The 18,266-nt window shown below is 42.7% G+C and carries 19 protein-coding genes; 12 read left to right on the plus strand and 7 right to left on the minus strand.

Annotated features, from left to right (window positions below; translation table 11 throughout):
- Positions 1 to 49: 49 nt before the first annotated feature.
- From ACMXYS_RS06485 to ACMXYS_RS06510, 6 genes are all read right to left on the minus strand, one after another.
- On the minus strand, positions 50 to 1,345 hold the full coding sequence (locus ACMXYS_RS06485; RefSeq protein ID WP_415897978.1) for a Na+/H+ antiporter NhaC family protein: 1,296 nt from the start codon (positions 1,343 to 1,345) through the stop codon (positions 50 to 52).
- Between the two features lie 175 nt (positions 1,346 to 1,520).
- The gene (locus ACMXYS_RS06490; protein WP_415897979.1) at positions 1,521 to 2,507 is read right to left on the minus strand and encodes a GGDEF domain-containing protein; all 987 of its coding nucleotides are present in this window, start codon (positions 2,505 to 2,507) and stop codon (positions 1,521 to 1,523) included.
- A 118-nt stretch (positions 2,508 to 2,625) separates the two neighbouring features.
- Positions 2,626 to 3,849: an organoarsenical effux MFS transporter ArsJ gene (gene arsJ, locus ACMXYS_RS06495; protein ID WP_415897980.1), complete on the minus strand. Its 1,224-nt coding sequence runs from the start codon at positions 3,847 to 3,849 to the stop codon at positions 2,626 to 2,628.
- Positions 3,846 to 4,856, minus strand: a complete 1,011-nt coding sequence (locus tag ACMXYS_RS06500) for an ArsJ-associated glyceraldehyde-3-phosphate dehydrogenase (RefSeq protein ID WP_415897981.1) — start codon at positions 4,854 to 4,856, stop codon at positions 3,846 to 3,848. Before ACMXYS_RS06500 ends, arsJ begins: the two co-directional genes overlap by 4 nt.
- A gap of 7 nt (positions 4,857 to 4,863) precedes the next feature.
- Positions 4,864 to 5,133, minus strand: a complete 270-nt coding sequence (locus tag ACMXYS_RS06505) for a metalloregulator ArsR/SmtB family transcription factor (protein ID WP_415897982.1) — start codon at positions 5,131 to 5,133, stop codon at positions 4,864 to 4,866.
- 432 nt (positions 5,134 to 5,565) lie between these two features.
- Positions 5,566 to 6,432 (minus strand): prephenate dehydratase, encoded by an 867-nt coding sequence (locus ACMXYS_RS06510; protein ID WP_415897983.1) that lies wholly within the window; start codon positions 6,430 to 6,432, stop codon positions 5,566 to 5,568.
- A 100-nt stretch (positions 6,433 to 6,532) separates the two neighbouring features.
- Between ACMXYS_RS06510 and trmH the strand changes: the two genes are divergently transcribed.
- The 7 genes from trmH to ACMXYS_RS06545 all read left to right on the plus strand — a co-directional run bounded on the left by trmH (position 6,533) and on the right by ACMXYS_RS06545 (position 14,336).
- A complete protein-coding gene (trmH, locus tag ACMXYS_RS06515) occupies positions 6,533 to 7,249 on the plus strand; it encodes a tRNA (guanosine(18)-2'-O)-methyltransferase TrmH (RefSeq protein WP_415897984.1) in 717 nt (238 codons plus the stop codon).
- Positions 7,250 to 7,303: 54 nt separating this feature from the next.
- Positions 7,304 to 9,361, plus strand: a complete 2,058-nt coding sequence (locus ACMXYS_RS06520) for a sensor histidine kinase (protein WP_415897985.1) — start codon at positions 7,304 to 7,306, stop codon at positions 9,359 to 9,361.
- A gap of 11 nt (positions 9,362 to 9,372) precedes the next feature.
- On the plus strand, positions 9,373 to 10,761 hold the full coding sequence (locus tag ACMXYS_RS06525) for a sigma-54-dependent transcriptional regulator (protein ID WP_415897986.1): 1,389 nt from the start codon (positions 9,373 to 9,375) through the stop codon (positions 10,759 to 10,761).
- A gap of 377 nt (positions 10,762 to 11,138) precedes the next feature.
- A complete protein-coding gene (locus ACMXYS_RS06530) occupies positions 11,139 to 11,921 on the plus strand; it encodes an FRG domain-containing protein (RefSeq protein WP_415897987.1) in 783 nt (260 codons plus the stop codon).
- A gap of 283 nt (positions 11,922 to 12,204) precedes the next feature.
- Positions 12,205 to 12,342, plus strand: a complete 138-nt coding sequence (locus ACMXYS_RS06535; protein WP_415897988.1) for a helix-turn-helix domain-containing protein — start codon at positions 12,205 to 12,207, stop codon at positions 12,340 to 12,342.
- Positions 12,343 to 12,484: 142 nt separating this feature from the next.
- A complete protein-coding gene (locus tag ACMXYS_RS06540) occupies positions 12,485 to 13,492 on the plus strand; it encodes a hypothetical protein (RefSeq protein ID WP_415897989.1) in 1,008 nt (335 codons plus the stop codon).
- A 73-nt stretch (positions 13,493 to 13,565) separates the two neighbouring features.
- Positions 13,566 to 14,336 (plus strand): hypothetical protein, encoded by a 771-nt coding sequence (locus ACMXYS_RS06545; RefSeq protein ID WP_415897990.1) that lies wholly within the window; start codon positions 13,566 to 13,568, stop codon positions 14,334 to 14,336.
- Positions 14,337 to 14,436: 100 nt separating this feature from the next.
- On the opposite strand, the gene ACMXYS_RS06550 is transcribed toward ACMXYS_RS06545, so the two are convergent.
- The gene (locus ACMXYS_RS06550; RefSeq protein ID WP_415897991.1) at positions 14,437 to 14,841 is read right to left on the minus strand and encodes a winged helix-turn-helix transcriptional regulator; all 405 of its coding nucleotides are present in this window, start codon (positions 14,839 to 14,841) and stop codon (positions 14,437 to 14,439) included.
- A 117-nt stretch (positions 14,842 to 14,958) separates the two neighbouring features.
- Here ACMXYS_RS06550 and ACMXYS_RS06555 point away from each other — a divergent pair, with 117 nt between their 5' ends.
- The 5 genes from ACMXYS_RS06555 to ACMXYS_RS06575 all read left to right on the plus strand — a co-directional run bounded on the left by ACMXYS_RS06555 (position 14,959) and on the right by ACMXYS_RS06575 (position 18,266).
- On the plus strand, positions 14,959 to 15,603 hold the full coding sequence (locus ACMXYS_RS06555) for a glutathione S-transferase family protein (RefSeq protein WP_415897992.1): 645 nt from the start codon (positions 14,959 to 14,961) through the stop codon (positions 15,601 to 15,603).
- Positions 15,604 to 15,665: 62 nt separating this feature from the next.
- Positions 15,666 to 16,448, plus strand: coding sequence for a YwqG family protein (locus ACMXYS_RS06560; RefSeq protein WP_415897993.1), 783 nt, complete (start codon positions 15,666 to 15,668; stop codon positions 16,446 to 16,448).
- Between the two features lie 339 nt (positions 16,449 to 16,787).
- Positions 16,788 to 17,195, plus strand: coding sequence for a hypothetical protein (locus tag ACMXYS_RS06565; RefSeq protein ID WP_415897994.1), 408 nt, complete (start codon positions 16,788 to 16,790; stop codon positions 17,193 to 17,195).
- A gap of 84 nt (positions 17,196 to 17,279) precedes the next feature.
- Positions 17,280 to 17,525, plus strand: coding sequence for a DUF6868 family protein (locus ACMXYS_RS06570; protein ID WP_415897995.1), 246 nt, complete (start codon positions 17,280 to 17,282; stop codon positions 17,523 to 17,525).
- A 225-nt stretch (positions 17,526 to 17,750) separates the two neighbouring features.
- Positions 17,751 to 18,266: an adenylate kinase gene (locus tag ACMXYS_RS06575; RefSeq protein ID WP_415897996.1), complete on the plus strand. Its 516-nt coding sequence runs from the start codon at positions 17,751 to 17,753 to the stop codon at positions 18,264 to 18,266.

Raw genomic sequence — 18,266 nt, forward strand, 5'->3', positions numbered from 1 at the left:
GGGAGCATCAAGCTCCCTTTTTATTACGAGTACTTATTTAGTACTTCGATTATTTATAGCCTGGACGTGAAATTAGGATAGAAATAATCGCAGCTAAGCCTAAGAACCAGCAATATTGAATTGAGGTGACTAATTCTAGTGGTGATACTTTAGCGATAGAGGAGGCTAATAGTATCTGAGCACCCCAAGGGATGATGCCTTGTACCACACAAGAGACAATATCCATCAGGCTGGCAGAGCGTTTAGCATTAACGCCGTAGCGTTGCGCGATATCTTTCGCTAATGAACCGGCAATAACGATAGATACCGTATTGTTGGCCGTGCATAGGTTGGTTGCGGTTACACTAGCTGCAATACTGAATTCTCCAGCCTTTTTACCGCCGCTTTTGCCGGTTAGTTTTTCAATCGTTGAAGCGATAAAGTTTAATCCACCTTGATGCTTAATCAGCGCACCTAGGCCGCCAATTAGCATAGATAGGATCATGATCTCTTGCATGCCGGTGTAACCGTCATAGATCTGCTTGGATAGCATAGCAATGCTGTAATCAGGTGCGGTTATAAAGCCAACAGCTCCGGCTAAAACAATACCTATCAATAGCACTAACATTACGTTCAGGCCCGCAATAGCGAGGATCAGCACTGTTAGGTATGGCGCAACTTTAATCAACTCATAACTTTGTTCAGATACACCAGCAGTACTGCTTTGAAGCGCGAGAACAACCATAGTTACCATAGCTGCAGGAAGCGCAATAAGAAGATTAAGGCGGAACTTATCCTTCATTTCACAACCTTGAGTTCGAGTGGCTGCGATAGTTGTATCCGAAATAATCGATAGGTTATCACCGAACATAGCACCGCCAACAACCGCACCTACAGTTAGCAGTAGAGGAAGGTCACTGGCTTCAGTAATGCCTACCGCGACAGGCGCTACTGCCGCGATGGTACCCATGGAAGTGCCCATCGAGGTGGCAATAAACGCTGCAATCGCAAAGATGCCAGGGAGCAGTAGCCACTCAGGTATATAATTTAGGCCGAGATTTACCGTTGCATCGACGCCACCTATTGCCTTTACAACAGAAGCAAAAGCGCCTGCCAACAGGAAGACAACCACCATAGTAATAATGGTCTGATCACCAATGCCTTTGATAAAGATTTCAAGGCGCTCGTTGAGCGTGCCTTGAGCTAATAACAGTGATAGGACTACCGCTGGGATAATCGCGACAGGTGCAGATATCTGGTAGAAAGCGAACTCTGTTCCTTGAGCTTGATAGTAAATTCCACTGCCGATAAACAGAGCTAAAAACAGCCCTAATGGCAGTAACGCAAGAGGGGAAGAGTTATTCATTAACTTTATCCTATTAGAGACCATGGGTAATGGTTTCAATATTGGAGAAGACAAACGACTGGGATCTGGCCAGCTGCTCGAATAAGGCGGCGAATATACTACTTAAGTAGGTATAAATAAAATGAATAAAACGACAGTGGACTTAGCATTAAGTTATATCGATTAAATGTAACGGCTAAAACAACTCAATATCGCCTTCATGCTCACTAGGAGGGGTGAGGTATCCACTACTTAGAAGCGTTTCATAACTGTGAACCTGATTTCGTCCATGCTCTTTAGCAAAGTAGAGCGCTTGATCGGCATGATCGATTAAGCTAGGAAGTGACAGACCCTCCGTGATCTCTGTAATCCCAATACTTAATGTCACTTGGCCTATTTGTGGAAAACTGGTTAGGGCAATTTGTGTGCGGAATCGCTCAAGTACCGTTAATGCAGACTCTAATGAGATATCTTTGAGTACTAGCGCAAATTCTTCTCCACCATAGCGAAACATTAGATCTTCATCTCGAAAAGCACTTTGCATCCGCTGGGAAAGAATCAACAACACCTCATCACCAAATAGGTGGCCAAAGTTATCGTTAACCTTTTTAAAGTGGTCGATATCTAAGAGGGCAAAGCAATGGGGTTCTGCTGATTTATCGTTTTTGCGCCGCTGGGATTGCTGCTTTAAAAGAATCGTTTCCATCTGCTGGTCAAAGGCCTGACGGTTGTATAGGCCAGTCAGGGCATCGTTCATAGCAGAGAACATAAAAAAGCGCTGGTTAGCGTACACTGAGATCAACTTGGTGATCACTTCATGCATTAAATCAGTGGTGTCTTCGATATTCGTTATAAGAACGCCATTTTGAGAATGCAGGATTTTAAAACTGTAATATCTATAACCCTCTTCACGGACATAACGTGTAGGCTGGTGCGGCTCAATGTGCTGGATGTGCTCAGGGATCGCGAGGGGTGATGAAAACTCATCGGAGCTTTCGCTACTGGCAATGAGTTTTTCAGTCGACAGATCGAAGTTCGCGTAGTTATACAGCCAGAAATGATGTAGCGGAAACAGCTCTAAACAGGTTTTGATCAGCAGTTGATTCAGTGCTCTTTGATCGCGTTGTTCCGTCAATGCCAAGAAAACGTCGCAATAATCTGAGACTTTAGCTGTCGGTTGCATTCGCATAGCCCCCGCATGGCTTATTCGAATAAAGCTGCAAATGTATTTTTGATTAGTCTCCTAAGTTTAGCTGCTTAAGTCAGAGTCGGTGTCTAAAACTACAGCTTAGTGCAACGACTCAAACTGAAGCGGTAGGCTGAGTCGTTGCTTCTTTAGGTAGCCATAGCGAGATAATCGCAGCTATCAAGAGCATTAAGGATGAGAAGTACAAGCAGGTTTCGAGTCCCCATAGCTGGAATACAGCACCAGAAAGCACTGTCCCGATCAAGCGCCCCATCGCATTGGCCATATAGTAAAAGCCAACATCGAGAGAAGTACCGTCTTTACGCGCATAGCTCACGATTAAATAGCTGTGAAGTGAGCTATTTAGAGCGAAGACCGCGCCGAAAATGCCCAAGCCCGCCAGTAGAATCCATACTTCATTAGTGCCTAGACTCAATGCGAACAACGCCGGTATAAAGCAGAGTATGCCTGCCCACAGTGCAGCACTGCGCCCGCTAGGCGGTGTTTTAGATTTTTTACCGGTAATGCTTGGTGCAATTGACTGAATAAAGCCATACATGATGACCCAACCTGCCATGACGCTGCCAACTATCCAAAAATCCCAACCTATGGTTTCACTAAGATAAACCGGCAAAGCAACCACAAACCAGATATCTCTGGAGGCAAATAGAAACATCCGTGCTGCCGAGAGGATATTGATCGCTTGATTTGTAGAGAAGATCTCTGCGAACTTCGGTTTAGATTTGGATACCCCGAGGCTCTTTTTAAGCAAAATAAGGCTGCAACTTAATATGATGATTAAGCCAACCAGCATGATCCACATAGCGCCTTGGAAGCCGACAAGGTGGAGCAAAGCGCCGCCTAAGAAAAAGCCTACACCTTTCAGTGCATTTTTAGAGCCTGTAAGAATAGCTACCCACTTAAATAGCGTGCTTTTTGCGCTTTCATCAACGAGTGATTTAATCGCACTTTTAGCACTCATCTTGTTCAGATCTTTAGCTATACCGGAGAGAGCTTGAGCGGCCATCACCCAAGCCATGCTTAAGTAATCCGTTGGCAGTGTCAGCATGAGTAGGGCAATGATCTGTAAAGACAGCCCTATATTCATGGTTTTGTTTAAACCAATTCTAGCGCCTAGCCATCCACCAAATAGGTTGGTGACAACGCCAAAGAACTCATAAAACAAAAACAGCAGTGCAATGCTGAGTGCACCGTAACCAAGCTGGTGGAAGTGCAGTACAACTAACATGCGCAACGCGCCATCCGTTAAGGTAAAGGCCCAGTAATTACCTGTAACGACCATGTATTGCCGGATGGCACTGTTGGCAAGATTACTCATTTTTCACAATCAATCGCGATATATTTAGCTAATTCGGCAGTACGGTTTACGTAGCCCCATTCGTTGTCGTACCAAGCGTATAGCTTCAACTGAGTGCCATTCACAACCATGGTGGATAGGGCGTCGATGATGCTAGAGCGCGGGTCTGTACGGTAGTCGATTGAAACGAGAGGGCGCTCTTCGTAACCCAAAATACCTTTAAGAGAGTTTTCAGCGGCTTCAGCAAATAAGGCATTAACTTCAGCTTCTGTTGTTTCGCGTTCAAGTTCGAAAACCATGTCTGTTAACGAAGCATTTGCTAGCGGTACTCGAACGGCATGTCCGTTTAGCTTACCGGTAAGCTCAGGGAATATCTGAGTGATTGCTTTGGCCGATCCCGTTGTTGTTGGGATAAGGCTCATTCCACAAGCACGTGCACGTCTAAGATCTTTATGCGGTGCATCTAAGATCGTTTGCGTGTTCGTGATGTCGTGAATCGTGGTCATTGAGCCGTGCTTAATGCCAAGTTTTTCGTGTACAACTTTGATAACGGGAGCGAGACAGTTAGTAGTGCACGATGCTGCAGTGACGATTTGGAATTCACCTGGCGTATACAGCTGGTGATTAATCCCCATTACTAGGTTAAGCACACCTTCTTCTTTTACTGGCGCTGTCACAACAACATGCTTTACACCCTGTTCGGTGTATTTATCTAACAGTGCTTTTTTCTTCATGACACCGCTGGCTTCAAAGACAAGATCGCAGCCAGACCAATCGGTATCTTCGATACGGCTATTATTAGTAACGCTGATCTGCTGATCGTTAATAATCATGCCAGTGTCAGTTGCGGTAGCTTCGTGCTTCCATGTGCCGTGTACAGAATCAAAGTTCATAAGGTGCGCTAAAGTAGCGGCATTACCTTGTGGATCGTTGATCTGTACAAATTCAAATTCTGGCCATTCCCAAGCCGCACGCATTACCAGTCGGCCCATGCGACCGAAACCATTAATACCAATTTTGATAGTCATCTTTTTATTACTCACAGCAGCTTTCTGAGGTTAAGCTTTTACTTAGCAGTTCCGCTAGCTCTGTTTGGCTAGCGTTATAAGTCTCGTTAATTATGCGCTGACACCATTCGGGTAGTTGGTCGTTCAGACTGTAATAAACCCAGCGCCCTTTGCGGCTATCACTCACAATTCCGTGTTCTCTTAGCTGCGCCAGATGTCGCGAAATTTTCGGTTGGCTTAGCTCAAGTAGCGTTGTGAAATCACATACACAGAGTGTTTTGTGGTGATGTATTAGCATTATCAGTTCAAATCTTGTTGTATCTGATAAGCACTTAAATAGAGTCGTGGCTTGCATATTTAATCTTTATATATGTTTTTCCATATATGATGGCAAAAATTTATAGAGCTAGCAATAGTGGTTTAGGTATCGCAGGTTAGATTCGTGAATAGAACAAGAGAGCAGTTTTTATAGGCAAAAAAAACCCCTCTAAAAGAGGGGTAAAAAATGCGTTAACTCATGGCGAGGCCAGAGTTGAAGATGGGATGCAGATGGGCTCAGTAGCTATCACATGTCCTTGATAGCTAAGCCGCAAGTGCACGACTAGTATGTTGATTTTTTGTGCAGTGCAAAATTGGACTTTGGTGCAGAAAGTAATTACCTAATTGATACTTACGTTTAGTTTAGCTAGGTATCAATTAGATTTGTGTGGTTAAGCGGTTTTCAGGCTATTTATTCAATAATCTGATCGTCTTCCAAGCGGAAGTGATGTAATGGATAAGTGCCCATAATGCGCACATCTTTGGCAAAAAAATCTAATTCTTGTAGCGCATATTTCATCGCTTTTTGCTCTGGATGACCTTCGACATCTAGGTGGAAACTCGTCGCAGTCATGGTATCAGACGCCATGTAGCTTTCTAGTTTCAACATGTTGACGCCATTAGTAGAGAAGCCGCCTAGGGCTTTATATAGCGCTGCTGGAATGTTGCGTACGGTAAACATGATAGATGTCATAAAGCGAGAGCCGTCGGTTAGCGTAGGAATATGGCTATCGCGTGCAAGAATCAAGAAGCGAGTTGTATTACCGGTTTTATCTTGGAAATTCTCACGGATAATCTCTAGGTCGTAAAGCTCTGCTGCTAGGCTAGATGCAATTGCTGCATGGCCCGGTGTCTGTTTTTGGCTTAGTTCTGCAGCCGCGCCTGCTGTATCAAGGCTAGCAACCGGTTTAATGCCGAGTTCATTAATATGACCGTCACATTGCGCTAGTGCTTGCGGGTGAGATGCCACAGTCGTGATATCTTCTAGTTTTGTGCCTTTAGGCGCTAACAAACAGTGGTTCACTGGCTCAAAGTGTTCACCGACAATATGTAGCTCCGTTTTCGGCATTAAGCGGTAGATCTCTTCTACGCGACCCGCTGTGGAATTCTCGAGCGGGATCATCGCTAAACGTGCCTGACCGCGCTCGACCATAAACATCGCATCCGAAAAAGTTGCACAGGCGTTAGCTTCTAGTTCTGGATGAGCTTTGCGGCATGAAAGGTGTGAATAAGCACCCGGTACGCCTTGATAAGCAATAATGGCAGGCAGGTTGGTCATGGTCTTTATCTGTTTAACGAAAATTGAGGCGCGTATTATTACACAGAGATAAAAACTCTGTTACTGTTCGCGCAGTTAAATTACCTGCAATTATAGTTTTATGACGCCAGAACGTACTGAAAAACTGCTAAGTGTGCTTAAACGCCGCCAACCTGATCTAAGTTTGATTGCTGATCAAGTAAATAAACCTCGAAATTTATCAGCACTGATTCGTAATTGTGATGCTGTGGGTATTCACAGTATTCATTCCGTTGTGCCTAAAGAGGGTTACCGTACTTACCGTGGTACGGCGAAAGGCAGTGATTTCTACGTTAAAAATAGGCAGCACGAATCAGTCGAATCGGCGATTGAAACGGTTAAAGCTCAGGGCATGAAAGTGGTGGCTGCGCATTTTACCGATCAAGCGATCGATTACCGCAAGTTTGATTACACCCAACCATGTGCGCTTTTGATGGGCGCTGAAAAACAGGGTGTGAGTGATATTGCAGCGGAGATGGCCGATCAGCACATCATTATCCCAATGATGGGGATGGTGAGCTCGCTTAATGTAGCCACGGCTGCCGGCATTATCTTAGTCGAAGCTCAGCGCCAGCGCATTTTAGCGGGCTTGTATGAAAAGCAGCACCTAAGCAACGAAGAGATCTCACGTACCCTGTTTGAGTGGGGTAATCGTGATCTGGCGAAGTTCTGTCGTGATAAAGGGTTAGCTTATCCTCCGCTTGATGATATTGGCGATGTGATTGACGCACCGGGCTGGCATCAACGTGTGCAGGCTGATCAGGCAGATAAATATGATTGGAGCGGCATTGCTGTTTGATTCAATCCCTGAACCCCTGCTAATCTGAGTTTTTGGGTTTCGAATTAATCACTAATGGTCAGACGACTGCTTGTCACGCTTCTCTTTCTATTACTAACGCTTGTCTGTACATGGCAGGTAGTTACCTTTGCGCGTGACTGGACCCTGCAAAACCTGCATCAGCAAGGTTCTGATGAGCTTTTAAAAGTTATCACCCAGTTAAGATCGGCATTAGACGAGTATCGTTATTTGCCGTTTTTAATCTCTCAAGATACCGATGTTAAAGACCTTTTGGTTGATCCTTCTCCGAGCATAGCTAGAGAAGTTAGTCTTTATTTAGAACAGATCAACCTTGTGGCGGGTTCATCCTCTCTTTTTGTTTTGAATTCCGATGGTAATACGGCTGCCTATAGCCATTGGCGGGATGAACAGGAATTCATTCAACGATCACATCGAAGACAAGATTACTATAAACAAGCGTTAGCTGGTCACCGAGGTGGCCAATTTAGCTTGAATGAACATAATCAATCCCCCGCTTATTTTTTGTCTTCACCTGTTTATAACGGCACACAGTTTTCGGGTGCAGCAGTGGTTCGGGTTGAACTCGAAGCGATGGTTAAGAAGTTGCGCTCCACTGGCGAAGTGATCTTAAGAGATAAGACCGGTTCTATTTTCTTTACGACGGCGCCACTTACTCGATTTCAAACGGTAAAAGAGCAGGTTGATGAAGAGGTGTTAATGCTTGAGAGCGGTGTGATTACACGGCTTTGGAAGCGAGGTGCCGATCAGTGGTTATCACGCTCCGTAGCGCTGGATGATTTGAACTGGCAGGTTTCGGTACTCACAGACACCGAAGTCGTTAAGCGAAATGTCAGAAATGCCGCATTGTTCTCGTTTGGTGGCTGTATTGCGCTTGGCCTGTTTGCTTTGTGGTTTAGAGAGAGGCAGCTAAAACTCCGCTCACAAAATGTCACTCGTGAGACCTTAGCGAAAAGTGAAGCTCAACAAAAAGCGATTATTAATAACGCACAAGTTGGCTTGCTGCTTATCGACGAAAGAGGTCATATCACCTTTGCCAACGATATGGCTTTGCAGCAGTTTGCGGTATCAATGCCATTGATCCTCGCCAAACCTCTACTAGAGTTGCTGGCTTCAGATGGAGTTACGCCTATTGCCAGGGTTTTACATCGTCTCGGTGAAAAAGGTTTCTCTCCGTTGGTGGGCTACGAAGCGGTAGGTTCCAGAAGTGACGGGGCTGAATTCCCGCTGATGATCTCTATCAGAAAAATGCAGGGATATGAGGCAAAGCAGTTCCTTGTGACAGTCATCGATATCTCCAGACGTAAAGGGTTGGAGATTCAGTTACAGAAAGCCAATGAGTCTTTGGAGCACAAAGTTGAAGAGCGAACGCTAGCCCTTAGAGAAGCGCAGGAAGAGTTGGTGCAGGCCGGTAAAATGGCGGTGCTTGGTCGCATGTCTACGGCAATTGTGCATGAGCTTAATCAGCCGCTAACTGCGATTAGGAACTATGTAGCGATCTGCCGACAGGTGATGACACAACCTGAAATGCTAGAAGAAAGCCTGTTAGAAGTAGATGGGCTTACACAACGCATGGCGCAAATTACTACCCAGCTAAAAACCTACGCTTATAAAAAACCAGAACAAAAGCAGCCGGTTTCCATGCAGATGGTGCTCGAAAACTCTTTGCAGATGTTTAAACAACGCATTGCTGATGAAGACGTACAGCTCAAGTTAGATCTACCCGAGAAAACGCTGTTTGTGCTCGGTGATAACGCCCGCCTAGAGCAGGTTGTCGTTAACCTTGTTAAAAATGCTATCGATGCCATGCAAGGTATTACTGATAAAGAGCTTCTGATTGAATTGACCGAAGATAGCGAATCCCAACAGTTACAATTGCAAGTGATCGACAGCGGGGAAGGTATCGATCCTGCGTTATTGGCTAATCTATTTGACCCATTTATCACCTCAAAACCTATGGGCGATGGCCTAGGCTTAGGTTTAGCGATTGTTAAATCCATCATGCGTGATTTAAATGGTGATATTAGTGCAGGGAATACCGAGCAGGGCGGTGCTGTGTTTACCTTGCTATTACCTATTTGTGAAACTAATTAGAGAAGGTTGTAATGACAGATAAGCAATCACCAAATCAGTCATCCAGAGGTACTGTTTTATTGGTAGACGATGAAGCCATGGTGCGGAAATCTACCGAAAAATGGTTACAAATGGCCGGTTTTGATGTGATTGGCTGTGATAGCGGCCAGCAGGCGCTTAGCCATATCCAAGTCGACTTCCCTGGTATTGTTGTCAGCGATGTCAAAATGCCAGAGATGACCGGTTTAGAGTTGATGGACAAAATCCTAGAGACTGTACCCGGTTTCCCTGTTGTACTGGTAACCGGTCACGGCGATGTCGATATGGCCATTGGCGCCATGAGAAAGGGCGCTTATGATTTTATTGAAAAACCTTTCAACCCAGAGCGCTTAGTAGAGACAATCCAACGGGCTTGTGAAAAACGTCGTCTAATGTTGGATAACCTACGCCTGCAGCAAAATTTAGCGTCTTCCAGCGGTATCGACCAACGCTTAATTGGTATATCGCCAGCGATCAGGCGATTAAAGCAAGAGATCCTAACGCTGGCTGATCTTGATACCAATGTCATCATCTACGGTGAAACCGGTACGGGTAAGGAGCTGGTGGCGCAATCGCTACATGAATTTAGCCATCGTAAAGATAAACACTTTGTACCGATCAACTGCGGTGCAATTCCAGAATCTCTAATTGAGAGCGAGCTCTTTGGTCACGAAGCGGGAGCTTTTACCGGTGCAGCAAAACGCCGAATCGGTAAGTTTGAATACGCCAGTGGTGGCACACTGTTTCTTGATGAGATCGAGAGCATGCCACTTCATCTGCAGATCAAGCTACTACGTGCACTGCAGGAAGGTGTGATTGAGCGCCTAGGTGGTAATTCACCGATCAAAGTCGATCTGCGTGTGATTGCTGCGGCTAAAACGGATCTGCGGGAAGAGGACGATTTCCGAGAAGATCTTTTCTATCGCCTAAACGTATCGCAGCTGCATATCCCGCCATTACGAGATCGTCTAGAAGATACGCCATTACTGTTTGAGCACTATGTGCGTATGACCTCAGAGTCTCACGATAAAGAGCAGCGAGCACTGCCCGAGCAAGACTTCCGCACCCTGCAAAGTTACCAGTGGCCGGGTAATGTTCGCGAGCTAAAAAATATCGCAATGCGTTACGCTTTGGATAAGCGCGTATCGGTGAGTGACATTCTTTTCCCTGATACTAGTAATCTGCAGGCTTCACATTTAGATGGGGATATCAGCCAACCCCTAGCAGTACAAGTGGCAGGCTTTGAAGCTGAAGTAATCAAACGCTCTTTACAACAGCACCAAGGTAATATCAAAGCGGTGATGGATGCCCTTGACCTGCCAAGACGTACGTTAAACCAGAAGATGGCGAAGTACGGGATTAATAGGGCTGATTACACTTAAAGCGGTTCAATCAAAATCAAATATGTATCAGTAGGCTATTTGAGATAGAGTTTGGGCATCTACAGGCTCTATCTCAAACACTTTTCTTGTATTGCCTCCACAGCTAGGTTAAAAAGTTAACTGCATCAGACAGATGGAAGTCGGGCGTTTGTAGGTACATCGAGCTTTTTGTGCCTAGGCTGCTGTATCAATTTCTATATAACATGTGATTATTTTTATGGGGAAACTCTTTCATTTCTAAGTTCTCCTTACTTGCAGATTTTATATCTGAATTTAAACGTATGTAGATAAGGTCAATGCACGAAGTATTTTATCTAAGAGTTTTAGTGCGTTAGCTTAAAAACATACTTAAGATAATTTTAATTTAAGAGTGGTCAATGATTACAACATTTGATGTAAATAACTTCTGTGATTATGTTCGTGCAGTCCAAGAGATCAATGAGCGAGTTTCTTGTCATGAGTCCGAGCTTTGGTACCGAGGAGTATCTGATCAAAGTTATGAACTATTATCTGGGATTCAATGGAGACAGGTTGAAGAAATAAAGCATGAAGGCATGATAGATGAGTTTCTCACGAGTAGCCCATTGTATGATTCAACGGTGAAGACACTAGGTGCTTTTGAGCAGTATGCCCTAATGCAGCATTATGGACTGCCAACGAGGTTGCTTGATTGGAGTATATCTCCACTTATAGCTCTGTTTTTTGCCCTTGAAAAAGATGAAGAAAATGAAAATAGAGTTGTTTGGTGTATGAACCACTTACAACTCAACAACATTAATACAGGGTCTGAACAATCGATATTCACTCATAGTGTTTCTGATGAAAAGCAATTCGATTTGAGTAGTTATCTTCCAAAAACTCTTTCAAATGTAACCGCAAAAACAGGAAAAAATGCAATTGCTATAAAAATGCAATTTACAAATAAGCGAATTTCGTCTCAACAAGGGACTTTTACATTGCATGGACATAACAGTAAAAAAATTGACGATTATTTTGTTGATGGAAATTGTAAGGAAATATTTAAGATTGAAATCAATGGAAGTGAAGCTCGTAGAGAACTCATGGAAACTTTGTTAAAAATTGGTATTGCTGAAGATACTGTATACCAAGATTTAAATTCATTATCTAAGCGGATATTGCGTGAGTATACTCCAGAGTAAAGCGATATAAAAAAAAGAGTGCCAAGTACTTTCTTGTTAATTGCTAAGTCTTTGATCAGTCTGAAATATTTACTAGAGCTGATTCGGTTAGAAATAATAATTAAAGTGAATTAAAGGGGGCGAAGCCTTTTTAATAAAGTTTCATTGCTTGTACTAAAGCCTTTACTAAATATCAGTGATTTATCGCTATATAAAGACCTGTCGCCTAACTGTCAGGTCGCTTTCGTCACCGCCAACTTAGCTTTTGCGCCATATTTGAGGCTCAGTTGGCGAGGAATTACAAATGATCGTAAAGAAATTAAGAACAGATCGGAATTGGTCTCAAGAAGAGCTCGCAACAATGGTTGGCTTGAGCACAAGGACTATTCAACGTGTCGAGAGTGGTCAGCTAGCTAATATTAAAGGGGTCAAAGCCCATTAATCCACATATACAAATGTTAGAGCATCATATACATCAACCATCAATATAGAAGTAATATTAATTGTCTAGATTTTGTGTATTTTGCGGTTCAAAACCAGACGGAAAAACTAAAGAACATGTCATTCCGCGATGGCTTATAGAAATGACTGGGAATCCGAAGAGGCAAGCAAGCTTTGGTTTTAAAAAGAGTGCAGATGGAATAGAAGATCGAATATTTGCTTTTGACCAATTCACTTTTCCTGCATGTAATATATGCAATAACGAATTTGCAGATTTGGAAGGTCAAGTTAAACCAATAATAGAAACTATAATTACAGGCGGTTCCATTACAACAGAAATGCTGTCGATTTGCTTAGACTGGTTCGATAAAGTCCGGGTTGGAATCTGGCTTGGTATGATCATGCTAGATAAAACCCATACAAATCCAGAGTTAGCATTAAAAGTAGAACCACACTTTCATATAAAGAGCAGGATTGGTCAGTTTGATAGAATGCTCATCATTGAGAAATTCAAATCTGACAGGAAAAAGCTCAACATGGGTGGAATTGAATCTTTCTCATTTCAATTGGCACCCACTGCATTCACACTATCTATCAACAACGTTTGTTTCACCAATATATCAACCGTATTTCTTGCATCACGGCGTTTAGGGTTCCCATATCCAACACATTCTTTTTTATACAAAGATAGGGACGAAATGGGGTTTGATGTTGTGAATGGAAGAAATCGCATCATGAATCCCATCATAAGAAAAAACATACGTGAGAACGGTAGAATATTTATACAACCCATGTTCGCAAATGACTTATCTGAGTCACACATTGAAGAATACAATTCTGCGTATGTTAAAGATCACTCTTTAGACTATAAAAAAGGGATTGGCACCATATTTGAGCAATGCTCTAGAGACTATGTTGAGTATTCATCTGGTGAGGATATCACTTTTAATATCGATGAAAACCTTTATGAAAGAGAGTTTACGATACGCTCTTTAATTAACATATATGAGTGGCAAAACTGGATTACATCTCTTCACACACCAGATGTGAGCGATTTAACCGCAGATCAAAAAAGATTTATAAAGTTTCGCTTTGGATTAGGTCAAAAATACAACAAAAAACTAATAAAGCATTATGAAAAAATGCTCTAACAAGTAAATCTAGGCGCCGCCCACGGCGCACCTGATTTAAGCATTAGGCTTCATGAGGTATGTAAGGGTAATAATGAATAACCAGAAAGTTGATCCACAAAAAGTAACAAAGCCGATTCAATTGTTGGCAGCGTGGTTAGTTGGCTTAATCGTAGTTAATGGAAGCTTTTTAAGCTCGGCTGTCGCTTTGGGCTCTGACGGATGGGAGAGTTCTGTTTTAGTTATTGCGGCGGTTTTCAACGTGCCTATGTTCCTAGGTGCTATTTTCTTATTACAAACAAGATTTCGACCTGAGCTTCAAGAAGATGCTTTCTATTCTCAATACCTCGATAAGAAATCAAATCAGATTGTTACGGTCAAGAAAGATGAGTCTCAAGATGCAAATGCATTGAAGGATGAAGTCAAAAGACTAGAAAACCTGTTGAAAGTGTCTGCTCAGACACAAACTATTAGCTGGGGAAGTTGGGCTGTTGCTCTTAATAAACTAATGCCTGACTATTCTGAAATTAGAAAGTCTTTGAAAGTAGGCGGTATAAGGTTAGAGTCAATTTTTGGTGCAGATGAATACTCCGAACTTTTAGAATGTAAGGTAGTCGCTTTAAATGAGCATATGGATGCTCATTCCGTTATTAAGATCCTTGGGCTGTTAGTTGATTATAAAATTGATGGCTATGTCTATTTTGAACCCGTTCCTGAAATTGATACAGAAGATGTGTATATAGGTGCGTATGGATACAGTCACTCAAGTGCTGGGGTGTATCCAATCAATGATGAGTTGAAACTATTGATGTCTGAAGGTTGTGAAGAGGTAGATCTTAGAGAGTTTGAGAGGCTAAATAAATAGAAACTAAAAGAACTAAAGGGGTCAAAGCCCTTTAGTGTTTGAAGAACTAAAGGGGTCAAAGCCCTTTAGTGTTTGCGAGCAACTTTAAAAGTTAAGGTTTTCACTCATCAATCCGTGCCAGAGCATCTTTTAATGCTTGCTCCTTGTCCGCACGAATCGAATTTGCCCATGCAGATAGTGACGGATTATGTTCACCATTGTCTGCTCCCCAGATAATCATCTCAAGCAATACAGGTATAAGTGACTTACCTTTGTCGGTAAGCCTATAGCGAATAATTCGACCATTATCAGGACACCGATGCTTCGTCAGTAAGCCTGACTTCAATAGGTGGTCTAATCGCTTGGCTAGTATATTGGTTGAGATGCTTTCCGCGGAATTCAGGAAGTCGCCATAAGTGCTCTTTTGATTGAACACTATGTCGCGAATGATCATCAAGCTCCATTGATCACCAAATATTTCAAGACCAAAGTTAATCGGACAGGATGAACGTAATGTCTTTTTCATGTGCATAATATAACTTCATTACTTGCAAAACGAAAGTTGTTGGTTTAGCTTTGTATTACTTTCGTTTTGCAAGTAAATGGTCTGCAAAGCCTTTTGAGGAATTAAGAGAAATGTACTATGAAGCTTTATTTAATTAATGGTTCGCCTAATGGCAGAAAAGTACTTTCCGTTGTTCGTCATTTGGGTTTAACGCCTGAAGTGGTTTGGCTGGATATCTTTGCAGGTGATACCCAAACTGAGGAATACCTGAAGCTAAACCCAAACGGACTGTCACCCACACTGGTGGATAACGATGTTGTACTTTGGGAATCCAATGCAATCAATACCTACTTATGCGAAATCACGGCAAATCAGAGTTTGTTGCCTATACATGCCGCTGGAAAGGCTGAGGTACTAAAATGGCTGTGCTGGGAGTTGGCACATTTCAACAAAGCGCTAGGCGTTATTGCTTTTCAAAGTGTGGCAAAACCATCGTTTGGTCTTGGTGAGACTAATCAGGCAGTCGTTGATTTTTATACAGAAGAATTGAATCGTTATGGTCCTGTGCTTGAGGCGCATTTAGACGGGCGTGAGTTTATTGTCGGTGACGACTGGACTCTTGCAGACTATGCACTAGGCCACGTTGAAATGTTTCAAGCAGCAATGCCTATTGATTGGGAGTGTTTCCCGAATATTGTTCGTTTTTATGAGCGTATAAGAGGAAATGTTCATTGGGCTTCTACACAGGCGGCGCCTGATGAAATAGGTAGGAAGCCAATATAAAAGGGTCAAAGCCCTTTAATTCAGAGCCTTTCAGTCTTAATAAATGTATTTAGGAGTAACAAATGGATATTGAAACTCAAGCTCAAGCAATACGCGCTTCTTTACAGCAGTACGCACTACCTGCCCTAAAACTAAGCCCCATAGCTGAAAACGCAAAGCATGTATGGAGTAGTAAGTTTGGTGGCAAAGCCTATTGGCCTAAGGGAATGGATTATCCCAAATCTAAGGCTGGCGAAAAGTTGATATTACTTGCTCAGCTAAATTTTGCTGAGCTACCAAATATTGAAGGTTATCCCGTAAGTGGTCTTCTTCAGTTCTTTATTGAAGATGATGACCTTTACGGGATGGACTTTGATAATCCAATCGAGGAAGTCCTTAATTCTCCAAGTGGATACAGAGTCGTTTATCATTCGGTTATTGAGATGAATACTGAATTGCTGGAGAGTGATCTACCAACACCTCATAAGGATAGTTACCTTCCTCTCAATCGTGAGTTTCGTGTAGAAGGCCGAGTTGAAAGCGAAATCCCTTCGCCTACTGATTTCCGATTTGAAAAATACGCATGTGATCCGTTCGATTATGAAGAGGATCTTGGCGAGTATATTTATGACAATTTTTCTTCCGAGGGGAGTAAGGTTGGAGGGTATGCTTGTTTTACCCAAGAAGACCCGCGTACCCTTGGGAAAGATGATCGATGGGTGTTGTTGTTTCAAATGGATTCGGAATCCGTAGGTGATGACGAAATTATGTGGGGTGATATGGGGGTCGGTAACTTCTTTATTGAGGAGGAGGCCCTAAAGCAAAATGACTTTTCCAAAGTTTGGTATAACTGGGATTGCTCTTAGTAACTCTGTAAGTGGTATGGGAGCCTAATAGTTGAGTGAAAAACTAAGAGAACAGCTTATAGAGCTTGCAGTCCATTCTGCAATACTTATCCTCCAGTCGTGGGCTTATTATATTATTTACACCTATGTGCGACATGGTGGGATTTTTAGGGATAAGAGTAATAACGCGTCTATAGTGGAACCTTCTGATCCCTTGTTTACAGTCGCTCTGTTGGTATTGACTCCCTTTATCGCTATCACGATATTTCGTTTTCTTCGCAGTATCTGCCGTTTACTCAAAACAATCACTTTGACAGTTTTTGCTGCAAAATAGTCGGCACATAATGCCAGAGTAAAATTATGATCTCTTGCGATAAATTCACCATTCAAGAACACGAAGGAGAGTATGAAGGTCGGCCGCTTCAATCTGCGCTGTTCTTTTGTGGAGAAAGGCTAGATTTCACTGTGCCAGGCTATCTTATCGATCAGCAATTTGAGCTGCCGGATTATTATCTTCTCTTTTTGAATTGGGACTGTCCGTTCGAAGAAGGCTGTGAAGTTATCGTGATTAGTAAGCAGTTAGAGCTTGTTGGCTCTTACAGCTTTATGCCTTTCTATAATTCTTATCTTTTGGATACAGTGGTTGAGCTATCTAAAGATCACTACAAACTAACCTTTAACGGCCCAAACCAATTTGAGATGTTTATCCATTATCCTAAACAAAACTGGTTTAAGAAGGTTGTTAAGGTCAAAGGGCTTTCTGATTAACGTCTTAGGTTCAGAATCTGTCTAAACTATTTCTAGAGCTGAGGCTTTTGAAATAGAAGCTATTTGAAATAGGGAGAGTTCGATATGAGTGTTGATCAGATTACGGCGTTCTTTGGTTGGGGATCTATTTTAAGTATTGCTGTTCTTCTTTTTACTACGTTGGCTTTGATGTTCATGCGCTCGTCTGTGATCCCTCTACATTCAAAGCTTTTGGGTGTTAGTGAGGATCAGTTGCCTGCTTTGTACTTTAAATACTTAGCCAATTTCAAATTGCTATCGTTGTGCCTATTTATTATCCCTTACCTTTCTTTAAAGCTGATGGGTTATTAAAGCGAGACGCTAACTGTTGAAATAAATACAGCAATTGAGAAATTGACAATCTCGGCACCATCTATGACGATAGCTGTATGAGCATCAAACAAGATCAATACGTAGCACGAATTATCATCATTCCTTAGGAATGGTGGGATGCTTGATGCGCTGAATTTATTAAACCCACCCTAGACGGTGGGTTTATTGTTTCTGCCTCTGGGGATATTCAAATAGGGAGCACCCATGAGGAAAGTCGCAGTTTTTGGAAAGCCGGGTAGTGGAAAATCAATCTTGAGCAAAACCTTGGCAAAGGTAAGCGGTTTGCCACTTCATCAACTCGATTCATTGTTCTATCAGCAAAGTGGCGAGCCTGTCGCACGTGAAATCTTTGATAAAGCCCATGAAAATATATTGGCCTCTGATAGTTGGATCATCGATGGCCTAGGTCCTTTGGGGGCTTTTAAGAAGCGTTTAGATGTGGCCGATACATTAGTGTATATCGACCTTCCTTATCCGACGAGTTATTGGTTTGTTACTAAGCGGTTGCTTAAAGGAATGTTTATTAAGCCTGAAGGTTGGCCAGAAGGAAGTTCGGTGCTGAAAGGCAGTATGCAGAGTTATAAAATGCTGCGCTTGTCGCCTTCGTTTTGGAACGATGAATTTATGGCGGAGGTTCAAGGTATGGCTCAGCATAAGTCTGTTTTTGTGATCCGTAGCCTTTCAGAACTAAAGGCATTTATAAAGGTACATGCGAGGTAA

Origin of the sequence: Neptuniibacter sp. QD57_21, assembly GCF_047778075.1 — a bacterium.
Taxonomy (GTDB): Bacteria; Pseudomonadota; Gammaproteobacteria; order Pseudomonadales; family Balneatricaceae; genus Neptuniibacter.

Excerpts from the sequence above, each read along its gene's own strand:
- trmH (WP_415897984.1), top strand. The coding sequence starts at position 6,533 with ATGACGCCAGAACGTACTGAAAAACTGCTAAGTGTGCTTAAACGCCGC.
- ACMXYS_RS06550 (WP_415897991.1), bottom strand. The coding sequence starts at position 14,841 with ATGAAAAAGACATTACGTTCATCCTGTCCGATTAACTTTGGTCTTGAA.
- ACMXYS_RS06485 (WP_415897978.1), bottom strand. The coding sequence starts at position 1,345 with ATGAATAACTCTTCCCCTCTTGCGTTACTGCCATTAGGGCTGTTTTTA.
- ACMXYS_RS06510 (WP_415897983.1), bottom strand. The coding sequence starts at position 6,432 with ATGACCAACCTGCCTGCCATTATTGCTTATCAAGGCGTACCGGGTGCT.
- ACMXYS_RS06520 (WP_415897985.1), top strand. The coding sequence starts at position 7,304 with ATGGTCAGACGACTGCTTGTCACGCTTCTCTTTCTATTACTAACGCTT.
- arsJ (WP_415897980.1), bottom strand. The coding sequence starts at position 3,849 with ATGAGTAATCTTGCCAACAGTGCCATCCGGCAATACATGGTCGTTACA.
- ACMXYS_RS06545 (WP_415897990.1), top strand. The coding sequence starts at position 13,566 with ATGAATAACCAGAAAGTTGATCCACAAAAAGTAACAAAGCCGATTCAA.
- ACMXYS_RS06560 (WP_415897993.1), top strand. The coding sequence starts at position 15,666 with ATGGATATTGAAACTCAAGCTCAAGCAATACGCGCTTCTTTACAGCAG.
- ACMXYS_RS06500 (WP_415897981.1), bottom strand. The coding sequence starts at position 4,856 with ATGACTATCAAAATTGGTATTAATGGTTTCGGTCGCATGGGCCGACTG.
- ACMXYS_RS06505 (WP_415897982.1), bottom strand. The coding sequence starts at position 5,133 with ATGCTAATACATCACCACAAAACACTCTGTGTATGTGATTTCACAACG.
- ACMXYS_RS06525 (WP_415897986.1), top strand. The coding sequence starts at position 9,373 with ATGACAGATAAGCAATCACCAAATCAGTCATCCAGAGGTACTGTTTTA.
- ACMXYS_RS06535 (WP_415897988.1), top strand. The coding sequence starts at position 12,205 with ATGATCGTAAAGAAATTAAGAACAGATCGGAATTGGTCTCAAGAAGAG.
- ACMXYS_RS06530 (WP_415897987.1), top strand. The coding sequence starts at position 11,139 with ATGATTACAACATTTGATGTAAATAACTTCTGTGATTATGTTCGTGCA.
- ACMXYS_RS06540 (WP_415897989.1), top strand. The coding sequence starts at position 12,485 with ATGACTGGGAATCCGAAGAGGCAAGCAAGCTTTGGTTTTAAAAAGAGT.
- ACMXYS_RS06490 (WP_415897979.1), bottom strand. The coding sequence starts at position 2,507 with ATGCAACCGACAGCTAAAGTCTCAGATTATTGCGACGTTTTCTTGGCA.
- ACMXYS_RS06570 (WP_415897995.1), top strand. The coding sequence starts at position 17,280 with ATGAGTGTTGATCAGATTACGGCGTTCTTTGGTTGGGGATCTATTTTA.
- ACMXYS_RS06565 (WP_415897994.1), top strand. The coding sequence starts at position 16,788 with ATGATCTCTTGCGATAAATTCACCATTCAAGAACACGAAGGAGAGTAT.
- ACMXYS_RS06575 (WP_415897996.1), top strand. The coding sequence starts at position 17,751 with ATGAGGAAAGTCGCAGTTTTTGGAAAGCCGGGTAGTGGAAAATCAATC.
- ACMXYS_RS06555 (WP_415897992.1), top strand. The coding sequence starts at position 14,959 with ATGAAGCTTTATTTAATTAATGGTTCGCCTAATGGCAGAAAAGTACTT.